At 51.9% G+C, this 18903-nt stretch carries 18 protein-coding genes; 10 read left to right on the plus strand and 8 right to left on the minus strand.

What is annotated here, in order from left to right; genetic code table 11:
* Window positions 1-15: 15 nt before the first annotated feature.
* From AC6T8Q_RS14350 to AC6T8Q_RS14365, 4 genes are read right to left on the minus strand one after another with little or no spacing between them, the layout of a single operon-like run.
* Entirely contained in the window at window positions 16-2304 is a 2289-nt protein-coding gene (locus AC6T8Q_RS14350; RefSeq protein ID WP_500679727.1) for a PVC-type heme-binding CxxCH protein, read from the minus strand.
* On the minus strand, window positions 2301-3167 hold the full coding sequence (locus AC6T8Q_RS14355) for a serine hydrolase (RefSeq protein WP_500679728.1): 867 nt from the start codon (window positions 3165-3167) through the stop codon (window positions 2301-2303). The genes AC6T8Q_RS14350 and AC6T8Q_RS14355 overlap by 4 nt, the downstream gene beginning before the upstream one ends.
* A complete protein-coding gene (locus tag AC6T8Q_RS14360) occupies window positions 3154-3909 on the minus strand; it encodes a M14 family zinc carboxypeptidase (RefSeq protein WP_500679729.1) in 756 nt (251 codons plus the stop codon). The genes AC6T8Q_RS14355 and AC6T8Q_RS14360 overlap by 14 nt, the downstream gene beginning before the upstream one ends.
* A gap of 32 nt (window positions 3910-3941) precedes the next feature.
* A complete protein-coding gene (locus AC6T8Q_RS14365) occupies window positions 3942-4316 on the minus strand; it encodes a DUF2237 family protein (protein WP_500679730.1) in 375 nt (124 codons plus the stop codon).
* A 162-nt stretch (window positions 4317-4478) separates the two neighbouring features.
* Here AC6T8Q_RS14365 and AC6T8Q_RS14370 point away from each other — a divergent pair, with 162 nt between their 5' ends.
* The 4 genes from AC6T8Q_RS14370 to ppnP all read left to right on the plus strand — a co-directional run bounded on the left by AC6T8Q_RS14370 (window position 4479) and on the right by ppnP (window position 7968).
* Window positions 4479-5501: a class I SAM-dependent methyltransferase gene (locus AC6T8Q_RS14370; RefSeq protein ID WP_500679731.1), complete on the plus strand. Its 1023-nt coding sequence runs from the start codon at window positions 4479-4481 to the stop codon at window positions 5499-5501.
* A 90-nt stretch (window positions 5502-5591) separates the two neighbouring features.
* The gene (locus AC6T8Q_RS14375) at window positions 5592-6830 is read left to right on the plus strand and encodes a hypothetical protein (RefSeq protein WP_500679732.1); all 1239 of its coding nucleotides are present in this window, start codon (window positions 5592-5594) and stop codon (window positions 6828-6830) included.
* Between the two features lie 23 nt (window positions 6831-6853).
* The gene (locus AC6T8Q_RS14380) at window positions 6854-7600 is read left to right on the plus strand and encodes a hypothetical protein (RefSeq protein WP_500679733.1); all 747 of its coding nucleotides are present in this window, start codon (window positions 6854-6856) and stop codon (window positions 7598-7600) included.
* A gap of 86 nt (window positions 7601-7686) precedes the next feature.
* Window positions 7687-7968, plus strand: coding sequence for a pyrimidine/purine nucleoside phosphorylase (gene ppnP / locus AC6T8Q_RS14385; RefSeq protein WP_500679734.1), 282 nt, complete (start codon window positions 7687-7689; stop codon window positions 7966-7968).
* On the opposite strand, the gene AC6T8Q_RS14390 is transcribed toward ppnP, so the two are convergent.
* Window positions 7959-8687: a YqjF family protein gene (locus AC6T8Q_RS14390; protein ID WP_500679735.1), complete on the minus strand. Its 729-nt coding sequence runs from the start codon at window positions 8685-8687 to the stop codon at window positions 7959-7961. The genes ppnP and AC6T8Q_RS14390 overlap by 10 nt on opposite strands.
* An 86-nt stretch (window positions 8688-8773) precedes the next feature.
* Here AC6T8Q_RS14390 and AC6T8Q_RS14395 point away from each other — a divergent pair, with 86 nt between their 5' ends.
* Window positions 8774-9052 carry an Rdx family protein gene (locus AC6T8Q_RS14395; RefSeq protein WP_500679736.1) on the plus strand — a complete coding sequence of 93 codons (279 nt, stop codon included), beginning with the start codon at window positions 8774-8776 and terminating at the stop codon, window positions 9050-9052.
* Window positions 9053-9514: 462 nt separating this feature from the next.
* Window positions 9515-9883, plus strand: a complete 369-nt coding sequence (locus tag AC6T8Q_RS14400) for a hypothetical protein (RefSeq protein ID WP_500679737.1) — start codon at window positions 9515-9517, stop codon at window positions 9881-9883.
* Window positions 9884-9934: 51 nt separating this feature from the next.
* Here the strand turns inward: AC6T8Q_RS14400 and AC6T8Q_RS14405 are convergent, their stop codons facing one another.
* Entirely contained in the window at window positions 9935-11833 is a 1899-nt protein-coding gene (locus tag AC6T8Q_RS14405) for a sigma 54-interacting transcriptional regulator (RefSeq protein ID WP_500679738.1), read from the minus strand.
* 300 nt (window positions 11834-12133) lie between these two features.
* Between AC6T8Q_RS14405 and AC6T8Q_RS14410 the strand changes: the two genes are divergently transcribed.
* Window positions 12134-12964 carry an enoyl-ACP reductase FabI gene (locus tag AC6T8Q_RS14410; RefSeq protein WP_500679739.1) on the plus strand — a complete coding sequence of 277 codons (831 nt, stop codon included), beginning with the start codon at window positions 12134-12136 and terminating at the stop codon, window positions 12962-12964.
* A gap of 294 nt (window positions 12965-13258) precedes the next feature.
* A complete protein-coding gene (locus tag AC6T8Q_RS14415; protein ID WP_500679740.1) occupies window positions 13259-14275 on the plus strand; it encodes a hypothetical protein in 1017 nt (338 codons plus the stop codon).
* Here the strand turns inward: AC6T8Q_RS14415 and AC6T8Q_RS14420 are convergent, their stop codons facing one another.
* Window positions 14276-16027 (minus strand): AAA family ATPase, encoded by a 1752-nt coding sequence (locus AC6T8Q_RS14420; protein ID WP_500679741.1) that lies wholly within the window; start codon window positions 16025-16027, stop codon window positions 14276-14278.
* Window positions 16028-16077: 50 nt separating this feature from the next.
* Window positions 16078-16710 (minus strand): response regulator, encoded by a 633-nt coding sequence (locus AC6T8Q_RS14425; RefSeq protein WP_500679742.1) that lies wholly within the window; start codon window positions 16708-16710, stop codon window positions 16078-16080.
* A gap of 645 nt (window positions 16711-17355) precedes the next feature.
* Here AC6T8Q_RS14425 and AC6T8Q_RS14430 point away from each other — a divergent pair.
* Both AC6T8Q_RS14430 and arfB read left to right on the plus strand, forming a co-directional pair.
* Window positions 17356-18204 (plus strand): sugar phosphate isomerase/epimerase family protein, encoded by an 849-nt coding sequence (locus AC6T8Q_RS14430; RefSeq protein WP_500679743.1) that lies wholly within the window; start codon window positions 17356-17358, stop codon window positions 18202-18204.
* A gap of 33 nt (window positions 18205-18237) precedes the next feature.
* Window positions 18238-18672 carry an alternative ribosome rescue aminoacyl-tRNA hydrolase ArfB gene (gene arfB, locus AC6T8Q_RS14435; protein WP_500679744.1) on the plus strand — a complete coding sequence of 145 codons (435 nt, stop codon included), beginning with the start codon at window positions 18238-18240 and terminating at the stop codon, window positions 18670-18672.
* Window positions 18673-18903 lie beyond the last annotated feature (231 nt).

Consider the following 18903-nt stretch of genomic DNA (forward strand, 5'->3'; position numbering starts at 1 on the left):
ACATCATGCGCAAATCTATTGCATAAGAAAAGTGAGCAAGTTGCGCAGATCCTCAACCGTTAAGCTCTTCTCTAATCCCGCGGGCATAATCGACGATTTTGAAGGTTCGCGATGGGTGATCGCTTCGCTTTCTAACTCGAATTCCTTGCCAGCCGTATCGGCGTAAGGTTCTACGCCATCGTCGCCCCCCTTGGGCAATCTTTGCCCAACATGAGTTTTGCCGTCGTCGGTGACGAGAATCCAAGTCTCATAATGCGGTGCAACTTCGCGACTCGGATCGAGAATCGATGTGATAACCCGCTCCCGCGAATTGGAAGCGGCGAGATTTGTTAGATCCGGGCCAATGTTGCCCCCCCGACCACTGTGACGATGGCACGCACTGCATCTTGGTCCTACGTCACTAAAAAAGAGTCGGCGGCCTGAATCGACATTACCTGGGGCAGCGAGGAGCTTGACCCATGCGTCAACGTCCCCAGCGTCGGGCTGCTCATCGAATTTGGCTGGACTAAGACCGCTCAGCCGCAGAATTCGCTGGGCTTCTTTGGCACGGCTGTTAGTCCCTGCGGCATACGTTTCCAACAGCTTTCGATGCTCTTCAGCCACCGAAGCCAAGCCTGCCAAGGCTTCGACTCTCACGGCATCACTCAAATTGGGATCTTCGGCGATCTTGACGAGCGAAGGAAATCGTTCCGAATTGGTCTGTTGGGCCAGCGTGCGAGCTGCGGCGATTTGCAATGGTTCGTAAGTGTTCTGCACCAACTCTGCTAGCGTATCTAGCGTCAGATCTTTGTAATCTGGTGACATAAGATTCAAAGCTAAGGTTTTAACTTCAGAACTCCGCTTGGAGTTACGTAACTCACGAGCCAGCAATCCGTCGGAAATTCCGGTATGACGCTGCTCCTGTTCGCGGCTGAGCCAATCAATCGTTGCCAACACGGCGAGGAAATAACGCTCGCTCGGCTGAGGCGTGTCCAGAAGCTTTTCCACATCAGGCAACAACTCGGTGAGATGTTCCTCGGCGACCCAACGAAGCGCAAAGAGCCGCACATTGGGGTCAGGGTTATTCAGTTGCTTGCGAAGAAGTTCAACCAACTCAGCATGGGGAGTCACTTTGTTCCAGCGAGTCTCGTGCAATTCCGCCAGCGCGGCTATTCGGGCCGCCGGAGGTTTAGCTGTAAGCGGTTTGAAGTCAGTCTTCATGGCTGGCGGCAATTCTAAACGCCAAATTCGCCCTTTCCCGTGAACCGGGTAACTGCGATCGACCCAATCTGCAAACCACAATGAACCATCCGGTGCGACTGCCATACCCGTGGGACGAAAGTCAGCATCGCCTTGTACGACGATTGTCCGCTCGGCTGAATAAGTGCCATTCAATTGCGGCGTTAATTTGTAGCGCTCGATGCGATAGTCGCCCCAACTTGTGACCCATAGGTAACCACGATGAAAAACAACCGCCGTGGGTGCTTCTCCAGTTCCGCAAATCATGGGGAACGTGCCAGGCAGTTCTCCATTCCAAGCTTGCAGAGGATGCACCCCTGCCCTGCCATATTCAAAACGGAAACCATAATCCCCTTGGGCTACCACGTCGATCAACCGGCATGGTGGACTCGCGTCGGGGTCGTTATCGACGCAAAATAGTTCTCCTTTGGCGAGGCACAATGAAAAAGGATTCCAGAATCCTTCGGCATATCGTTGGAGATTCGAACCGTCCAGCTGGCAAGTGTAGATCGTGCCGACACCGCCCACGTTTTTGATCGATTTCCCATCACTGCCGACAAGGTCATATTCGACGCCAAAGTTTTCACCCACGCCGAGAAAGAGCTTGTCGCCGGCAACACTGATTCCGCTCAGCGCGTTATGAGGATAGTCGACAGTTGTTTCTAATTGAACGATTTTCTCATTGACATCAGCAACACCATCATCATTTGTATCCCGCAGCAAATGCACGTCGCTGCGTGTTACCAAATAAACATCACCGTTGGGCAGTACGGAGACGTTCATCGCATGGCGAAATCCTTCGGCGAATGTTGTCCAGTGGTCGAGTTGGCCATCGCCATTGGAATCGCTGAACATTCGCAGCCGGTCACCGCTGGGGCCTTCGTAGCTCTCCGTCCGCTGATGCGTGTGTGATTCGACGACTAAAAGTCGCCCCTTCGCATCAAAGGCCATCCCCACCGGCGTGACAATTTCCGGTTCGCGGGCGATTTGCTCAAGCTGACAACCCTCAATAAGAACACGAGGTGGTGCAGCCACAGAAGCCAATGCTGAGAAACCAAACAGAAACGTCAAAACGTAGCGAATCATGGCTTCGAGGCCACCGCTTGATGCACGCACTTAGCGATCTCGGTAAAGGTTTCCAAGAATCGGGCTTCTTCGCCATCTTTACCCATCAGAGTGATGATGTACGGTCTGTCCGCATATTCGACGAGTGCCCATTCGGTGGCCACGCCTGGGATGCCACCCGGTTTGTTGGCGATGGGAATTTCGGCGGGTATCGCTTTGCGAACGGCCGTCGACTTGGGCTTACGCAGGATTGCCAGGACTTCATCGCTCGCGTTAGGGCTGAGAAATTTTCGCTGTGCCAAAGTCTGCATGATCTTGGCGGCCTCGGCGGGCGTGGAAACATTCTCTTCACCCCGCTCGGCAGCAGCCGTGTCCATCATGACGCGGCGCAATCGTGTTCGCGGGCAGCCTAGGGAATCTAGACGTTGATTCACGTTTTCCATGCCGACCAAATCGATAAGCAGATTCGTGGCCGTATTATCACTCAGCACAATCATCATGATGGCCAAATCGCCCGTGCTGATTTGGGAGCCACCGTCGGAGAGTTGCGAAAGGATGCCACTACCACTCACCTGATTACTCTTTGTGATTGGATAGTGCTTGGACCAATCGATCTTGCCGGCTTCCCGTTGGGCGATTGCTTCGAGCAGAATAGGGATTTTGATCGCGCTGGCCTGGGTGAATAGCCGGTCTTCGTTGCGGCTGAACAGCGTCTCGCCATCGACGGTCATAACGTAATATCCGACAAGCCCAGGCACGCCGTCGGCAATTTGTTCTAATTTCTTAGCCGCATCACTCATGCGTGCATTCTCCGCAGTGTGGGCCGGCTTTGTCGAGAGCAAGAAGAACGCCGCGAATATCATCCAGACTTTACGGCTTGGCATTTTCTTTGGCCTTCTCGTCCTGTTTAAAACGCAAGGCCGCCACGAGCGATTCGCCGTAAACTTCCCAGAGTTCTTGCGGATCGCGGCTCGTCTTGCGAGGAAGTTCGAGCGTGATAATCGGCTTCTGCAAAGTTTCGCCGACAAATGATCCCAGCGAACCCGGTAGGCCACCAAGTTTCTTGACCGGAAGTGGACTGACTTTCCCCATCGCCTCGGCCAACGCTTTGGCCGGACCATCGTAATCAATGCACTCCAGCGGTTGGTGGATGCTCACAAGGCGATTCGGAAAGTAACGCATGATCGCTTGTAAGATGGCCCGCGATTCGGGCTCGGACAGCGGCGTGTCGCCGTGCAACTTCACATCGCCTTCTTTCCAGTTGCCGGCGGGAAAGTTGCGGTTGAGATCGATTCCACGAGGATTGAATCGCACGTCTGCCGCCATGCCATCGGGATTGGCCACGGGTATGATCACGACCTGTTTGCCGTCTAATTCTTCAGGGTGAGCTGATAGCCATTCACCAAATGCTGCGACCAATGGCGTACCGGCTGATTCATTGCCGTGGATCGTGGCAATCACCATCAGAATGTCAGAACCCGTTCCATAGACTTGGCACTCGATGTCGCGCCCTTCGGCCGAACGTCCGATGATCGATTTTTCGACTTTAAGTTCCACGGCTTCGCAGCAGACCAAGAAACTCGAATTGACGAACGCAGAAAAAAAGAGGAGTCGGGTCAACGCCATCAAGAAAAGTCCCTTCCAAGTTATTGGGGAAGCTAAGCCGAGGCTTCCACCGCGTGCTCCTGCAAGTCTTCAAGGTCGACGAATTCCAAAGTCGACATGTGCGTCGATTCGAGAACCACGGGCGGGGCCATTCCCGCCTCAAGGGCTTCTTTCCAGCGTGGGGCGCATAAACACCAGCGATCACCTGGTAGCAAGCCGGGGAACTCATACATTGCGTTGGGGGTGCTGAGATCGTTCCCTACTGCTTTGGAAAAGGCCAGAAATTCTTCATTCACTTGGACGCACACGGTGTGCAGTCCCAAATCGTCGCGGCCCGTGCGGCAGCAGCCGTCGCGATAAAAACCCGTAAGTGGGTCAAGGGAACAAGATTGGAGCTCGGTGCCGAGAACGTTCTTGGGCTGATGCATAGTGAAACCTTGGCTGCGAAAAATCGCGATTGATAACTAGTTACTTCCGCCAATTTAATCACCGGTTACAAGCAAAGCCAGTCGCCCCATTCCTTTTAGGGCTCAGATGATTATTATGAGGCTCCTGGCGGCGTTTTATCGTGATCTTCTGAGAGCGTGATTATGGCACTCCGTAAATTGAAAACCGTCGCCGAAGCCATTCCCTACGGGGTTTCCTACGCTTGGTTAAAATACCAGATCCGCTCGCCCGAGCCGCTCCATGAGGAGGCCATCTGGCAAGAAATTACCCGGCCCCTGCCCCCTGCGATTCAATTTGTCCGAGATCATTGGCCCTTGCGGCCACTCCGTTGGGCCCTGCTGCATGCCAAAATGAAGCAGGATCACGTGCTTGGCATCTCCGAGCATTACGACGTTTCGAATGAGTTTTACAAACTCTTCTTGGATAAAAAGTACATGTTCTACACATGTGCCGATTTTCTGCGCGGCGGAGATGAGACCATCGAAGAGGCCCAACAGAATAAAGCCGACTACATTTTAAGATTAATCGATCCCAAGCCGGGCGAGAAAATTCTGGAACTCGGTTGCGGTTGGGGGGCTATGCTCAAACGCATCTACGAGCATACCGGCGACAAGCAGAATCTTTATGGGTTGACGCTATCGAAGGAACAAGTGGCCTATAACATCGATAATAATGGCTTTAATGTGAAGTTCGACGACTTTATCACTTGCGATTATGAGCCGAATTCCTACGACGCGATTTACTCGATTGGTTCTTTTGAGCACGTAAGGCCAAATGAACTAGCACCACTCTCAAAGAAAATTTACGCTGCCCTAAAACCCGGCGGCCGCGCGGTCCACCATTTTTTCTGCCGCGTTCCGCCCCATTTGTTCGCGACGGCGATTTGCTCTCAGATCTATTTCCCTGGATCAATCGGCAGCACCTATAAGGAGCATCTAGACGCATTTGAAGGTGCGGGCTTCAGGGTCGCGCATCGTTCGATTCACGACTATCGCCCGACCCTGCGGGCTTGGTTCGACAATCTGGTTGCCAACCGCGAGCGAGCCCTGCAACTGGTCGATGTCGAAACTTATAATCGCTATGTGACGTTCTTCCCGTCGTCGTGGCGGTATTTTAACGACGGTTATGGAATGCTCGTCCGCTGGGTTTTAAGAAAACCCGCGTGACAGCATCCGCAAATTTCGGCCTAGATGGATAATCTTCAATTTAAGCGGTAAACTGCTTCTCCTAGGGCTAAAATTCAGGGGTTAAACCCGATGCCGAAAGTAATCTGCGCAATTCTATTCGCTATAGGTTCGCTCGCAATCTCAACCGGTCGTGCGACCGATTTCAGTTTGACGGCAACGATTGGCGGGGCCTTCGATCTCGATTTTAACCCTATATCGATCGAGACGGCACTTTCGACCGGTGTTCCGGTCATTTGGCAAGTTGACTTCGCAGTCGCCACGCAGAACCTTTCCTCCGGCGAAGCCGGTTTCGGCAATTTAGGTTTCAGCGTCAGTTTTCAGAATGCTTCCGACGCCTTTGATTTAGGCTGGCAACCAAGAGATGCGAGCAATTCCCTAGATCCGTGGGGCAGCAATGGCTCGCTCTTTGCCTTCAATCTCGATGCAGGGCCTTCCAGTGCCGACGAACATGGGATTTTGGTATCCATCGCGCCGGGCGTTACCAATCCCAGCGATCCACGCTACCAGATTGGGCAGACACTTGGCAGCCCCGATCGTGTCGGCTCATTATTTGTTCGCGACGACTTTTTGGAAAATGCTTCGTTATCCATCGACTTAGCAATGTTCGCCTCGAATACCGTCGAAGGTAAGTTTGCCAACGTGCAAACAGCCTACGGCCAAAACACATTTGTGCTGCCTCGCTTGAATGCGCAGCCATCGCAGTTAGATTTTTCTACGGCGAATGCTCCTCCTGCTCCCGAACTGCCGCCAACACCTGTCTTCGAGCCGCCGGTTGAAGTTCCCACATCTCCAGAACCAATTACACCAACGACTCCTGAAATCGTCGATCCCTTCGTGCCCGACGTTCCGCTGGATCAACCTACAGAAGAACCTGCTCAAGATCCAGAAACCACAAATCCTCCCGAGCAGGGTGCGAATGAAGAAGTTGAATCGGTTCCCGATATCACCTTACCCATTGATGAGACAGAACAAATTATTGACGAGATCGTTATGAGGCCATTCCCAATGCCGATCTTAACGTGGCCTTGGCTGGATTACCCTCTTACAGACTGCTGTACGCTTAGTTTGATCGACTACGTCAATGACTACAGCCCAATCGACATCGCGGAAATTGCTCTTTTCGATGATTTGTCAGAGCTGTCTTTCTTCAACAACGACATTAGTATCGGCGATTTGGCGTATACGTTTAGTTCGACTGCTTATGATCGTTTGCATACAAATTTGCAGATCAATGTTCCTGAGCCAGCATCAATTGTCTTTGTCTTTGCTTTTTTGCTTGGTGCGGGTAGACTGCCTAAGAGATCCTAGCAATCTCTGTGGGAGTTGATGCTATGCGAAACTTGGTTGTGCTAAGCTTGGCAATACTGATATGCCAAGCAACGCTTGTGGATGCTACCGACTTTTCGCTTTTCGCCGAGACAACCTCGGCCTACATCTTACCGGAATATGAGCCAATTTCGCTTGACGATGCCGTGCACTCGTCTGAGTCAATCCTTTGGCAAATTGATTTCAGCATCATGGTGGAAGATGTTTCGCCAAGTGAGATGGGATTTGGAACACTTACATTTGACATTAACCTAGTTAATGCCCTTGATTCCCAAAGTATTGGTTGGGTTGGAGAATATTATCATACGGAAGTCGGTTTTACTCGATACCAAGGATTTGCGTATAATGTTGATTCAGGCGTCGACGTGATGGATTTACGCGACATTTATCTTGAAATTGGCTATGTCTATCCTCCGGTAGGTGGCCGTAATCGGTTAGGCCTAAATGAAAATTATGGTAAGCTACTGATAGGTTCGATTTACATTCAAGATATTGCCGGTGCGGTGTCATCGATATCGGTAGACAATGTCTTGTTCTCGGCGATTCGATATGATGAAACTTTTGTCACACCGCCTCAATCTGCCCAGGGTCAAAGTGTCTTATACCTTCCCAGTACACTGGGCGGATCGAGATTGATACACGTTTCAACCGCTATCCCTGAGCCGCACTCGCTCACACTATTTCTCCTGGCCGCAATCACTCGGCTTCTTGGGCGACGTACTCCAATTTGCTTGCCTGCTAGACGCATGTGATTTACTGCGTACAATCGTGACTTTAACGATCCATCGACCGCAGGCGGGAGCCAGCGGATCCACTTGCATTGAATCCAGGCTAGACCATGTTCAAAGTCAACGAATACTTCGACGGTAAAGTTAAATCCATTGCGTTTCAAACTAAGACCTTGCCCGCGACCGTGGGAGTGATGGCCGTTGGAGAATACGAATTTGGCACGAGTCAAAAGGAAGTCATGACAGTTGTCAGCGGCCAACTGACCGTTAAACTGCCTGGCAGCGATCAGTGGCAAGATTTCCCCGCGGGAAAGTCATTCATCGTGGCCGCGAATGAAAAATTTCAGCTCAAGGTTGCCGAGGAAACGGCCTACCTCTGTACCTACGAGTGAGCGATCGTACTGCCCGGATACACGGCAACGGCCGATCCTTCGGCGAGAAAGACTGATTTTGGTGGTGGAGTTAAGCATTCGTTGAATACCGAGCCATAAACACTTCCAACATCACAGCAAAACTCCGCGTTTGCAGCCAACGAAACCCGCCACGGCGGATGCTCCACGCGATATTCACTTGTTCGTCCATCGCGACGCGCAGTGTAGCCCCAATAGTGTTCGGTGATGAATTCTTCCAAACTACCTACCGCTAGAATTGTTGGAGGCGAGAGTTTGCTAACCTCCAACCGATGCAAACCGCGAGCATCGTTCCAGGCATATTCAACACGTTTAGGGAGTGAGGTAGATTCGTCCAACTCAATCGTGGATCGCATGGGATGCGCCACGAAATTTTCGTCGTAGAGTTTGCGTGCAACCAGTGCGATAGCACGACGGGGGACAATTTCTTTGATAAACGCCACGCCTCTTCGCCAACCCTCGGCTGCACGATGACGGATATAATAACGCAGGTTCACTTCGGGGAAGTTGCGATGCCAAGGAATTGCCAACCCTCGCACGCGTGTATTGCGGTATAAAAACCCAACGATGCTCACAAAGTGCTTGCCGTTGAAATTGTCTAACTCGGTTCCACGGGGCACGAAAGGCGCTAAGATCTTCGGATCGATCTCGTAATTGAGCATCGCCAGATGGAGCCATTCGGTAGTTAAAAAAGGTTTCATGGCGTCGTTGTCAAAGACTACTTGTTCTCCAGCTCTAACCGCACGGATGCTGGTGCTGTAACATAGAGAGAAACAGGAATCCGATCATGCCCAATCGAGTTGAGATACGCTACTGCCGCCAATGCCGTTGGATGCTCCGTTCGGCGTGGATGGCTCAAGAACTGCTCACCACATTTGAGGAAGAACTTGGCGAGGTCGCGCTCTGCCCCGGTATCGGCGGAGTTTTTGAAATTCGCGTCAATGACGAACTCGTTTGGTCGCGCGCGGAGTCAGGGCGTTTCCCAGATATCAAGGAACTGAAGCAGCTCGTGCGGGACAGAGTTTCACCCGAGAAAAACCTAGGTCACAGCGAAAAGAAGGTTTGAGAGTGCCGAATATCGCTTAATATTAAAACGCTTTATTGGCGGACGAATGGTACAAATTCGTCAGCACGCGAGATTCCTTCCGGTAAGACAATCGGATGGAGGATTTCCCGACCATCGATGGATACAATCAGCGTTGCGCGACCCGGGGACAAACGAGGACAGTCACCAGTGATCATTAGTCCTGAGTTGCCGACGTGAGAGACGTTTAGTTGGGCACCGTCTTCATAAATAAGTGTTAGCGAAACATCAGTGGAATAACCGGTCGTTGCCATGATGTACGATAATAAGTTGCTTTTTGAGAACGTGCTTAACTAATGCAAGCGTAAGGGTGCAGAGGTTGAGCGTCAAGACAGCCTGGGCCATGGCTCCGACGGCGCTGTTTGGAAGACTTCGATCCCCTCCGCAGTTAAAGCATTCTACAAACAAGCGAATTACGAAATCGAGTTAGAATGTTATCAAAGGTTGAAACAAGCAGGAGTAAACAAAATCCATGGTTTCAACATCCCCATGCTTGAAGGTTTCGATGACACATTACGAGTGATTGAAATTACCTTTGTAAGATCGCCTTATTTTCTTGACTTTGGAAAAGCAACCACTGACGATCGGCGTAAAGAATATCGCGATCCTCAATTTCTCGCCAAAGCCATTCATTCATGGCAACAAGATTTCGGGGCTAAATGGAAAGAGGTTGCGGCGGTTATTCATTACCTCAAAGACAAACACGAGATACTGTATTTAGATCCGCGACGTGGAAACGTCAATTTCGGTGATGCTGACGATGATGATGATTGGCTAGCCGAGCCTGGGATTGATTATTCAGAATACGAATAACTCTCTAGCCCCGCGTGGCGAGCTAAAAGTAGTGAACAGAGATTGTACCTGCTAATCGTTTTCTTCTTCCTCTTCCACAACACCCATTTCCAATTGCCGCATCTTGCGATAGAGATTCGAGCGGTGCAGCCCGAGTCGTTTGGCGGCCTTACTCATATTGCCGTTTGCTTTCTCGATGGTTTGCTTGATGAATTTCTGCTGAAAATCGTGCGTTGCCGCGGCGAGAGTAGCATTGAAGTCAAATTGCAATGTGTCGCTGACCGCGCCAGCATTGATAAAGGCCAACTCCTCGGCTTCGATGCGATCGCCCGACGTCAGATATGCCAAGCGTTCCATAAGGTTGCGCAGTTCGCGAATATTGCCAGGCCAGGCGTGCTCCAAAAGTCGTTTCTTGGCTGCGATTGTGAACTGAGGGCGATTGCGGCCCATGTTGCGACAAAAGGAATCAAGAAAATAATCGGCTAGCAGAAAGACATCTTCTCCACGTTCACGCAGCGGTGGTAATTCGAGACTTACCACATTAAGACGGAAGAACAAATCCTCGCGGAACCGCTTTTCGCGGACCATCTTGCCCAAATCTTGATTGGTCGCTGCCAGGATTCGCACCTCGGTGTAAATCGGTTGCGAGCCACCCACACGGACGACAGTTTTGTCTTCCAGCACGCGGAGTAATTTTGCTTGGCCGCTCAAGCTCATGTCGCCGATTTCATCAAGAAATAATGTTCCTCCTGAAGCCAGCTCGAACTTCCCTTGGCGAGTTTCTCGGGCATCGGTGAACGCACCTTTTTCATGACCAAAGAGTTCACTTTCAAGCAACGTTTCAGTAAGAGCCGCACAATTGACGGCTATAAACGGCTGCTCTCGGCGACGGCTCAAATAGTGAATCGATCTCGCGACCACCTCCTTACCCGTGCCATTTTCGCCCAGTATAAGAATTGCCAAGTCGGTATCGGCGATCCGACGAATCGTGGAACGGAGTGCCCCGATGGCTGGACTTTCGCCGATGAGTTGCAATCCCCCCGCGGCTTCCTCAACCATTTGTTGATGTTTGGTGAGCAAATCCTCCCATTGCTGAGTGCTCTCAAGCGCAACGGCCGCGTGAGTTGCTAGTTCTGTCAGCGCCTGCTCATCATCGTCTGTGAACAAGCCATTTTTCTTGTTAAGGACTTCAAACGCCCCTAAGCATTGGCCAGGAGGTGATATCAGAGGTACACAAAGTAAGGTTTTGGTTGTGTAGCCGGTTTCTTTGTCGATCACGCGGGCAATTTTGTCGTCATCGACACCGCCACCCACGCGGCGCGGTTCACGCGATTCGACAACTTGGCCAACGATCCCCGTGTTCTCGGGGATGCGTAGTTCCCCACCCTTTTTGATGCCAAGAGCGGGCCTTCCCACGAGCATTTTGTTCGGCTTATCCCAAAGAAAGATGCTGGCCCGATCGGCTCCTAACAATTCCGTCGCCGCTTGAGCCATCGCTTTGAGCAATGACTCCATGCAATCGGATTGCCCCCAGGTATGGGTGATCTCCAAAATTTTCTGGAGTCGAAGGATGCGTTGGGTACGCTGCTGTTGTTCGTCGACAATTTTTAGGGCCGCGGAAAAGTTTCCAAGCAAATCTTTGAAATCGTTGTTCGCAAGATTGCCGCGTATCAGCATGACTTGCTTTTCATCGAGCGGCACGGCGGCAAATTCTTCACTTCGTACCACTCTGAGTTTGTCGAGCGCATCGGCTGCGAGATCAGTGGGTAGCGATCGCGGCATGTCGCCAGCGCTGCCTAGGACATTCCATTCGGGTGGAATTGATTCGACAACCGCCAACCCATGACTGCCGGTCAATTTGACGAGCCAGGGAAGTGCTTCTTTGACAAACTTTTCAACCGAGGAGGCAATGGCAGCTTGCTCTAAGAGAAAGGTCGTAAGCTCTTTATTATTCTTGACTTCTGTTTCCATCTCAAAGCCCTGATGACACCTCGAATGCGGCGTTTGTAATCAATAAAATAGATACTTAGTCAAAGTGACTAAGTAAACATATCCAGTATGTGTCAAAAAAGCAACGATTGTGCGTCAGTATTTTTGGTTGTGTGTATCAAAATGATAAACCCGTGGCGAATGTCGTAGGAAATTGCCCAAATTTCCTGGTTTTAGCCCCCTGTTGGCACTCATGGCTAAGGTGTTATCCTGCGATGCTGGCTCTTTTGAGCCGCAAATCGAGGCACACACCGGCTAATTCAGTAGGACGAGGACGACGTCATGGGCTTATTTACTGGCAAAAAAGGACTTATCACCGGGGTTTTCAACAAGCAGTCCATCGCTTGGGCGATCGCCGACAAGATCATGAGCGAAGGGGGCGAATGTGGCTTTTCCTACATGCCTGACAAGCCTGATGACGAGCGGAAAAAGAACCTCAACCGCATCGATAAGCTCACCGAAGGCAATTCGCAGGTGAAATTTTTGCAGCCGATGGATGTGACCAACGACGAACATCTCTCGGCACTTCGTGATGTTTGCAGTTCCAAGTTGGGCAAAATCGATTTTCTGCTGCACTCGATTGCGTTCGCTCTGCCTGATGATTTGAAGCACGACACGATTCTGACCAGCCGAGCTGGTTTCAAGTTGGCGATGGAAATCAGCGCCTACAGCTTGATCGCCTTGTCGAATGCCATGCAGCCTGTGCTCAACGATGGGGCCAGCATCCTGACCCTCACCTACTATGGTGGCGAAAAAACCGTTCCGGGTTACAACGTTATGGGTGTTTGCAAGGCAGCCCTTGATTCGATCGTCAAATACTTGGCCTACGACCTGGGCCCCCGTGGCATTCGCGTCAATGCTCTCAGTGCTGGTCCATTGCAGACCATCTCTGGTCGTGGTGCGGGCGTCGAAGAAATGCTTGGTTTATACGAGGCCATGGCTCCCTTGGGACGCAACATCACGCACGAAGAAGCGGGCAACTGCGGCGCGTTCTTGCTCTCCGACATGTCTGCCGGGGTGACGTCGGAAATCCTGCATCTCGATGGCGGTTACAACGCCATGGGCTCACCCGGTCGATTGATTGATCGTATCAAGGCGGCGCAAGCCACTTGATCGTTTTCGGGCCTGATCGCTAGCGAATCATAGCTAGCATGCCAGGAATTCTGCGGAATTTACTCTAGGTGTTTCCGCGCGCGGTCTGTAAATTTTGCAAAGTCATCGCGACGAATTACTCGTGCGATGACGACCCCGCAGAATTGATTCGCCCCCAAGATCCCAGTTCCTTGCTGATTCGGCGAATAAGCGTTTGAGTTGTGCAGAGTTGGTCCGCCGTTTGCATGCTCACGTTTCGCCTGAGTATTTTGCTCTAGGACATGGATCGTCCTTCAACCCCGCACAGGTTTGAGCATGGAAGCTCCCCTTTTTGGGACTAATGGTCGTTGCGCCATTAAGTTCTTGTTATCACTCGTACTTCTCGCCATCGTTCATTGCGCTGCGCAGGCCGGCGCAGGGTATCGAACCCAAAACTTCACGGTGGATGCGCCCACGCCACAATTGGCGAAAGAGATAGGCGACTTCGCCGAAAAGTATCGCAAAGAATTGGCAATCGAATGGTTAGGGAAGGAACTTCCCGGCTGGTCGAAGCCATGTCCGATCAAGGCGCGTGTTGAACAAAACTTGGGGGCCGGCGGCGCGACAAGTTTTGTGTTCGATCGCGGCGAGGTGTTCGGCTGGCGCATGGATATCCAAGGCTCGCGTGAACGGATTCTCGATTCCGTGTTGCCTCATGAGATCACACACACCATTTTTGCCTGCCATTTCCGTCAACCGCTACCTCGATGGGCGGACGAGGGAGCTTGCACCACAGTCGAGCATCACAGCGAGATTTCCAAGCAGGAAAACATGCTGATTGAATTTCTGCAAACTCGTCGCGGAATTCCGTTCAGCCACATGTTTGCGATGAAGGAATATCCGCAGGACGTGTTGCCGCTTTATGCTCAAGGACACTCCCTCGCACAGTTTTTGATTTCCCAATACGGCAAACAGGCGTTCTTGGAATTTGTCGCCGATGGCTTAACTGACGAAAATTGGCCTCGCGCGATCAGGGAAAATTACGGTTACAGCGACTTGCTCACCTTGCAGAATTCATGGCTCGGGTGGGTCAAAGAGGGTCGGCCACAATTGCAGTTGGCAAGCAATGCCAAGGCACGCGGAACCGTTGCTCAGCCAGTCTCTGCTCCTGCTACCACGGTTGTACGTGGCCAGGATCCCGATTCTGGAGCGAAGTCAGGCGGATGGGTGTCCGTGGGAGCTGCGGCATCACGGCCCACACCCAATCGGCCAGCTGAGCAACGCGAAGTCGCTGCTGCTCCTGCAGGGCCCAGCGTCTATGAAGCTTTGAGCAGCGGCCAAATCCGGCGGTAACTACTGAGACGGGCTGCCATTGGCTTGATTACCGTTGCTGTTGGTACTGGCCACCAACGTTCCCCAGTCGGCTGAGAAATTATGCTCGCACTTTGGACAGCGTACTTTTTGCCCTAAGAATTTCGTCGGCGCATCTTTGCCATGCTTACAAGCGGGGCATTCGATATGAAATCTTAAATCGCTCTCCTCAGTGACGTTAACAAAGACTTCCAGCGGTACATCCTTAAATTCGACATCTTGCGGTTCGAGCATCGATAGCTGTTCGACTGATAACTCCGCGATTTCCGCAATGCGGTTAGCCATCAAGCGAATCGCATGTTCGAACAAATTACGAGCCGCACGGCCATTACCAAAATAGCGGTCGCGACGTTGCCAGAGATAATCGAAGCCGACGATCACTTTCGCACGGGTTAGCGGTTTGAGCGTGTATTGGTTTTTGTCGCACATCAAACCAAAGATTTGAGTCAGCTCCAGCGGCGAATAGTCCAAAAACTCAAGGTTGCGGCTAAAACGGGACGACAGTCCGGGATTCGAGCGCAGCAGGATTTCCATTTCAAGCGGATAACCAGCCAAGATCACCACGAGTTGATCGCGGTTGTCTTCCATTCTTTTTAGCAGCGTTTGCACCGCTTCATGCCCAAACGGATCTTCCCCTTCGCTAGAAATGAGTGTGTAGGCCTCGTCGATAAACAAAACGCCGTCCAGCGCTTCGTCGATTTTCTTATTCGTCTTAGGGCCAGTTTGGCCGGCATATTCAGCCACTAATCCGGAGCGATCGGTTTCGACCAGATGCCCTTTCTTGAGTACGCCCATCGCACCAAAAATCGTCCCGACAATGCGGGCGACGGTTGTTTTGCCTGTCCCCGGATTGCCGTTGAAGACCATGTGTAAGCTAAGATTTGTCGTGGGCAAGCCCGCTTGTTCGCGTTGTTTCTGCACTTTTAGGAAATTGGTAAGCGTCCTCACTTCCTGCTTGATGTTGCCCAAGCCAATGAGGCGGTCAAGCTCGGCGAGCGCATCTTTCAGAACCTGTTCAGGAGTTTTTTGAGGCTCTTTCTCGCCTTCTATCTCTTCAGCAATTTTGATCCTTGGCTGGCCGAGTAATTGGGGATCTTTCTGCACGGCGGTTGAACCGTGCCGTGTTTCGGGAAGCTCATTGCGGTCGAGCAGAATTTTGTCGATCGCTTCAATACGAGCTTGCGATTCCTCTTCGTGCTGAGTCGGCTCGTCGATGGGAATTTGCCGCAGGTGGCGATGCAATTCGTCCTGTACCAATTTCACGCGGAGTGCTTCACGTTCCTTGAGTGGGCCATCCGCACGGGCAACGACATTCGCTAGCCGCATCGCTATGGTTTCCAGTTCTCCGACTCTCTCACGCAACGGGGCAATTTGATCGAACGGCCGCACGAGCGCGTACCATTTGAGCGACGACGCTTTGCCCGACATGTCGTGAATGGCCGTTTTGAGGTCTTCTTCGTTGAGCCACTGGCTCCACAGGTGAAATAGCAGCACTTCGGCAAGAAATTTCTCGTTGGTGCTCCAGCGGCGATCCGCTTCGCAAATCGTGATGAAGATTTTCACCACCAAGGCGCGATGCAGATCGTCCATGAGTTGGACGAATCCGCTCCCCGACTGAGGAAGTTGATCGGGAAAATCTCGCACGCATTGCTCGCCAGCCGACAAATAAAGTTCGCGGCACTGGCCCAGAAGTTGGCGAAATTGGCTCGGCAGATCAGAAAACTCGAATGTCATGTGCCCCATTATCCGCTCGCCGAGCGTGCGGACAAGGCGGCAAATGTGCCCTAAACCAAGCCCTTCCGCACGGCCCAGACCGCCGCCTGCGTGCGGTCCGAAACTCCAAGCTTACGCAACACGTGTTGAACGTGCTCTTTCACTGTTTCGTAACTAATCGACAAAGCTTGGGCGATTTCTTTGTTACTTAGCCCCAAAGCGAGTTGTTTGAGGACCTCGCTCTCACGTTTCGTGAGCGGCACTTCGAGATCGTTGGTCGGACGTGAATTCGTAAGAGGCCCTGAAACGCGGCGGAGGTTCTCCCGATTCCAGAGTGTAACGCCGGTGGCCACTTGTTGAACCGCGGAAATTAATTCCGCTTGCGAGGCACTCTTAACCAAGTAGCCCGCCGCCCCGAGTGCGACCGCGCGGGCAATGTACGTCGGATTATCGTGGGCCGTGAAAATCACGACCGGAATATCAGGCATTTCGGCTTTGAGTTTTGAAAGGCACGCCATGCCGTCGGATTCGGGCATGCGCACGTCGAGGAGTACTACGTCGGGCCGATATTGTTGTGCCATCTGGAGCGCTTGTGCTCCATCACATGCTTCGGCGACCACAGTGATGTCGCTTTCGCGAACCATCGACGCAACACCTGCCCGAACGACCGCGTGGTCGTCGGCAACTAGCAGGCGAATCGGCATTGCACACTCCTGGCTGTCAGTCCGATGAATACATCGGGGCTTAGGTAATTCGATAACAGATACCAAGGGCTCTTCAACACGTGCGGAGGATTTCTAAGTAATCAATTGCGCGTAGCTGCGCATAATTCTCTTAACCCCATCACCATCACGTTAAATTACCCTGGCAACTGTGAGCATCGAGCAAACGATGCTGCAACAATCGATTCCCTGCCAAGAACGATCTTCGATAGCTGATGGCAAGACGCAAATCTTGTCTCTAAAACTTATCGATGATCAGTTAATCAACCCGAAGTCAACGCAAACGACTCATTCGTCAGCTGACTCCAAGGCTTCAACTTGCTGTTTTAACTTACCAACAGAAAACCACAAACAACAGCCTTATTTCAATTTCTGACTCTACGAGAAAAAGTTGATAATAGCAAAGAAAATCCCTTGGAATTCGCAATAGCTGGATAAGTTCGCGCGCTAATATGATGGCACTGCTGCCGGGCAAAAATTGCTCCAGTTCAAGCTTTACACCAAATCGACAATCCACCATACTCAGCCCCCTACCCGCTGAGAAACGCAATTTTTAGGGCCTCTCGCAAGGTCTGCCGGTTAAGGCTGGTCGTTTTTCGATTCGCTTCTCGGAGCACACGGTGTTTTATGGATTTGAGCAGTGTTGCCGCTTGTCCCAAGTTGTCGATGAGCGAGGTGACCACTTTCCGTTGGTCTTTCGAGCAGGATGTTTTCAACTATGCAGCAGCGGGCTATGAAGCGATCGGCATTTGGCGGCAAAAGTTAGCCGATTTTGGCGAGGAAGCAGGTGTTGATCTGCTTGCCGACAGCGGCCTGCGTGTCTCGCATTTGCTGTGGGCAGGGGGATTCACAGGGAGCGATGGCCGCACCTGGGACGAATCCATCGACGACGCCTGCCAAGCCATCCGGCTTGCCGGGGCGATGAATGCGGGTTGTTTGGTTGTTTATCCAGGTGGCCGCAATAATCACATTTACCGCCATGCCGAACGATTGTTTCGCGTGGCGCTTGATACGCTGCTCTCATTAGCTGAGGCTGCGGATGTGACTTTGGCAATCGAGCCGATGCACCCCGCGTGTGCCCGGGACTGGACGTTCTTGACCGACATTGAGTCGACTCTGGCCCTGATCGAAAATATCAATTCTCCGAATCTCAAACTGGTTTTTGATACTTATCACTTCGGCCATGATCGGGCCATTTTGTCGAATCTTCGAGAACTCGTGCCCTACTTGGCTCTTGTCCAGCTAGGCGATCGTCGTGTTCCCCACGGAGTCGATCAGCAGCGTTGCCCGCTCGGCGAAGGCAAAATTCCCTTGCGAAAAACTATCCTCGGTTTGCGCGAAGCTGGTTATAATGGCGATTTCGACGTTGAGCTTTCCGGCGTTGGTTTCGAAATGGGAAGCTACCATCGGCTACTTGCCGATTGCCGCCAGCAATTTGAAGCGATGATGCCCGCCCTGAGCAAGTCGATTTCATAAGCACGGCGGCATTGCCGTCCCAACGGTACTGCCATGTCGCGCTCACTGGTCATCAATTCGCAGATTGTCATTCCCAGTTCGGAATTGATAGCGTCGTTTGCCCGTAGCTCGGGGCCCGGCGGGCAAAACGTCAACAAGGTCAACAGCAAGGCTCAAGTGCGCTGGAACCTGCGTGCTTCGGACGCATTGCCAGCGGAAGTGAAGCTCCGTTTCGAGTCCTGTTTCCCCACGCGGATTAATCAAGCCGGGGAAGTGATGCTCAGCAGCGACAAATATCGCGACCAAGGACGAAACCTCTCGGATTGTTACGAGAAGTTGCGGCAACTGATTCAAGCTGCCCTGATCGTGCCACGCAAGCGCAAAAAATCACGTCCCACGCGAAGTTCGATCGAAGACCGGTTGACTGAGAAGCGACAAAAGTCCGTTCAAAAGACTCAACGCAAATTTCGTCCTACTGACGAGAATTGAACACAATCGCCGCAAGTGCTTATCTGGCTGGCAGTTCGGGACTGGCTTTGCAAAAAGCTAAACTTGAGTAGCACCAGGTAATTGCTTGTTCCGAAACTCGCGCGGTAAAATACAAGGCCTTCTCAACGAGGCCACAGCGAATCTACACATCGCTGGTTGCGACTCCAGCCAACTGGAAAACAAGTTTCCTCATTCACAAAGGAGCATGGTAACAGTGACTGCATGCCGCCA

Source organism: Bythopirellula sp. (genome assembly GCF_041737835.1).
In the GTDB taxonomy this organism is placed as follows: domain Bacteria; phylum Planctomycetota; class Planctomycetia; order Pirellulales; family Lacipirellulaceae; genus Bythopirellula.

Excerpts from the sequence above, each read along its gene's own strand:
- ppnP (WP_500679734.1), top strand. The coding sequence starts at position 7,687 with ATGTTCAAAGTCAACGAATACTTCGACGGTAAAGTTAAATCCATTGCG.
- AC6T8Q_RS14370 (WP_500679731.1), top strand. The coding sequence starts at position 4,479 with ATGGCACTCCGTAAATTGAAAACCGTCGCCGAAGCCATTCCCTACGGG.
- AC6T8Q_RS14420 (WP_500679741.1), bottom strand. The coding sequence starts at position 16,027 with ATGACATTCGAGTTTTCTGATCTGCCGAGCCAATTTCGCCAACTTCTG.
- AC6T8Q_RS14430 (WP_500679743.1), top strand. The coding sequence starts at position 17,356 with ATGGATTTGAGCAGTGTTGCCGCTTGTCCCAAGTTGTCGATGAGCGAG.
- AC6T8Q_RS14395 (WP_500679736.1), top strand. The coding sequence starts at position 8,774 with ATGCCCAATCGAGTTGAGATACGCTACTGCCGCCAATGCCGTTGGATG.
- AC6T8Q_RS14360 (WP_500679729.1), bottom strand. The coding sequence starts at position 3,909 with ATGGCGTTGACCCGACTCCTCTTTTTTTCTGCGTTCGTCAATTCGAGT.
- AC6T8Q_RS14355 (WP_500679728.1), bottom strand. The coding sequence starts at position 3,167 with ATGCCAAGCCGTAAAGTCTGGATGATATTCGCGGCGTTCTTCTTGCTC.
- AC6T8Q_RS14365 (WP_500679730.1), bottom strand. The coding sequence starts at position 4,316 with ATGCATCAGCCCAAGAACGTTCTCGGCACCGAGCTCCAATCTTGTTCC.
- AC6T8Q_RS14390 (WP_500679735.1), bottom strand. The coding sequence starts at position 8,687 with ATGAAACCTTTTTTAACTACCGAATGGCTCCATCTGGCGATGCTCAAT.
- arfB (WP_500679744.1), top strand. The coding sequence starts at position 18,238 with ATGTCGCGCTCACTGGTCATCAATTCGCAGATTGTCATTCCCAGTTCG.
- AC6T8Q_RS14380 (WP_500679733.1), top strand. The coding sequence starts at position 6,854 with ATGCGAAACTTGGTTGTGCTAAGCTTGGCAATACTGATATGCCAAGCA.
- AC6T8Q_RS14425 (WP_500679742.1), bottom strand. The coding sequence starts at position 16,710 with ATGCCGATTCGCCTGCTAGTTGCCGACGACCACGCGGTCGTTCGGGCA.
- AC6T8Q_RS14375 (WP_500679732.1), top strand. The coding sequence starts at position 5,592 with ATGCCGAAAGTAATCTGCGCAATTCTATTCGCTATAGGTTCGCTCGCA.
- AC6T8Q_RS14405 (WP_500679738.1), bottom strand. The coding sequence starts at position 11,833 with ATGGAAACAGAAGTCAAGAATAATAAAGAGCTTACGACCTTTCTCTTA.
- AC6T8Q_RS14410 (WP_500679739.1), top strand. The coding sequence starts at position 12,134 with ATGGGCTTATTTACTGGCAAAAAAGGACTTATCACCGGGGTTTTCAAC.
- AC6T8Q_RS14350 (WP_500679727.1), bottom strand. The coding sequence starts at position 2,304 with ATGATTCGCTACGTTTTGACGTTTCTGTTTGGTTTCTCAGCATTGGCT.
- AC6T8Q_RS14415 (WP_500679740.1), top strand. The coding sequence starts at position 13,259 with ATGGAAGCTCCCCTTTTTGGGACTAATGGTCGTTGCGCCATTAAGTTC.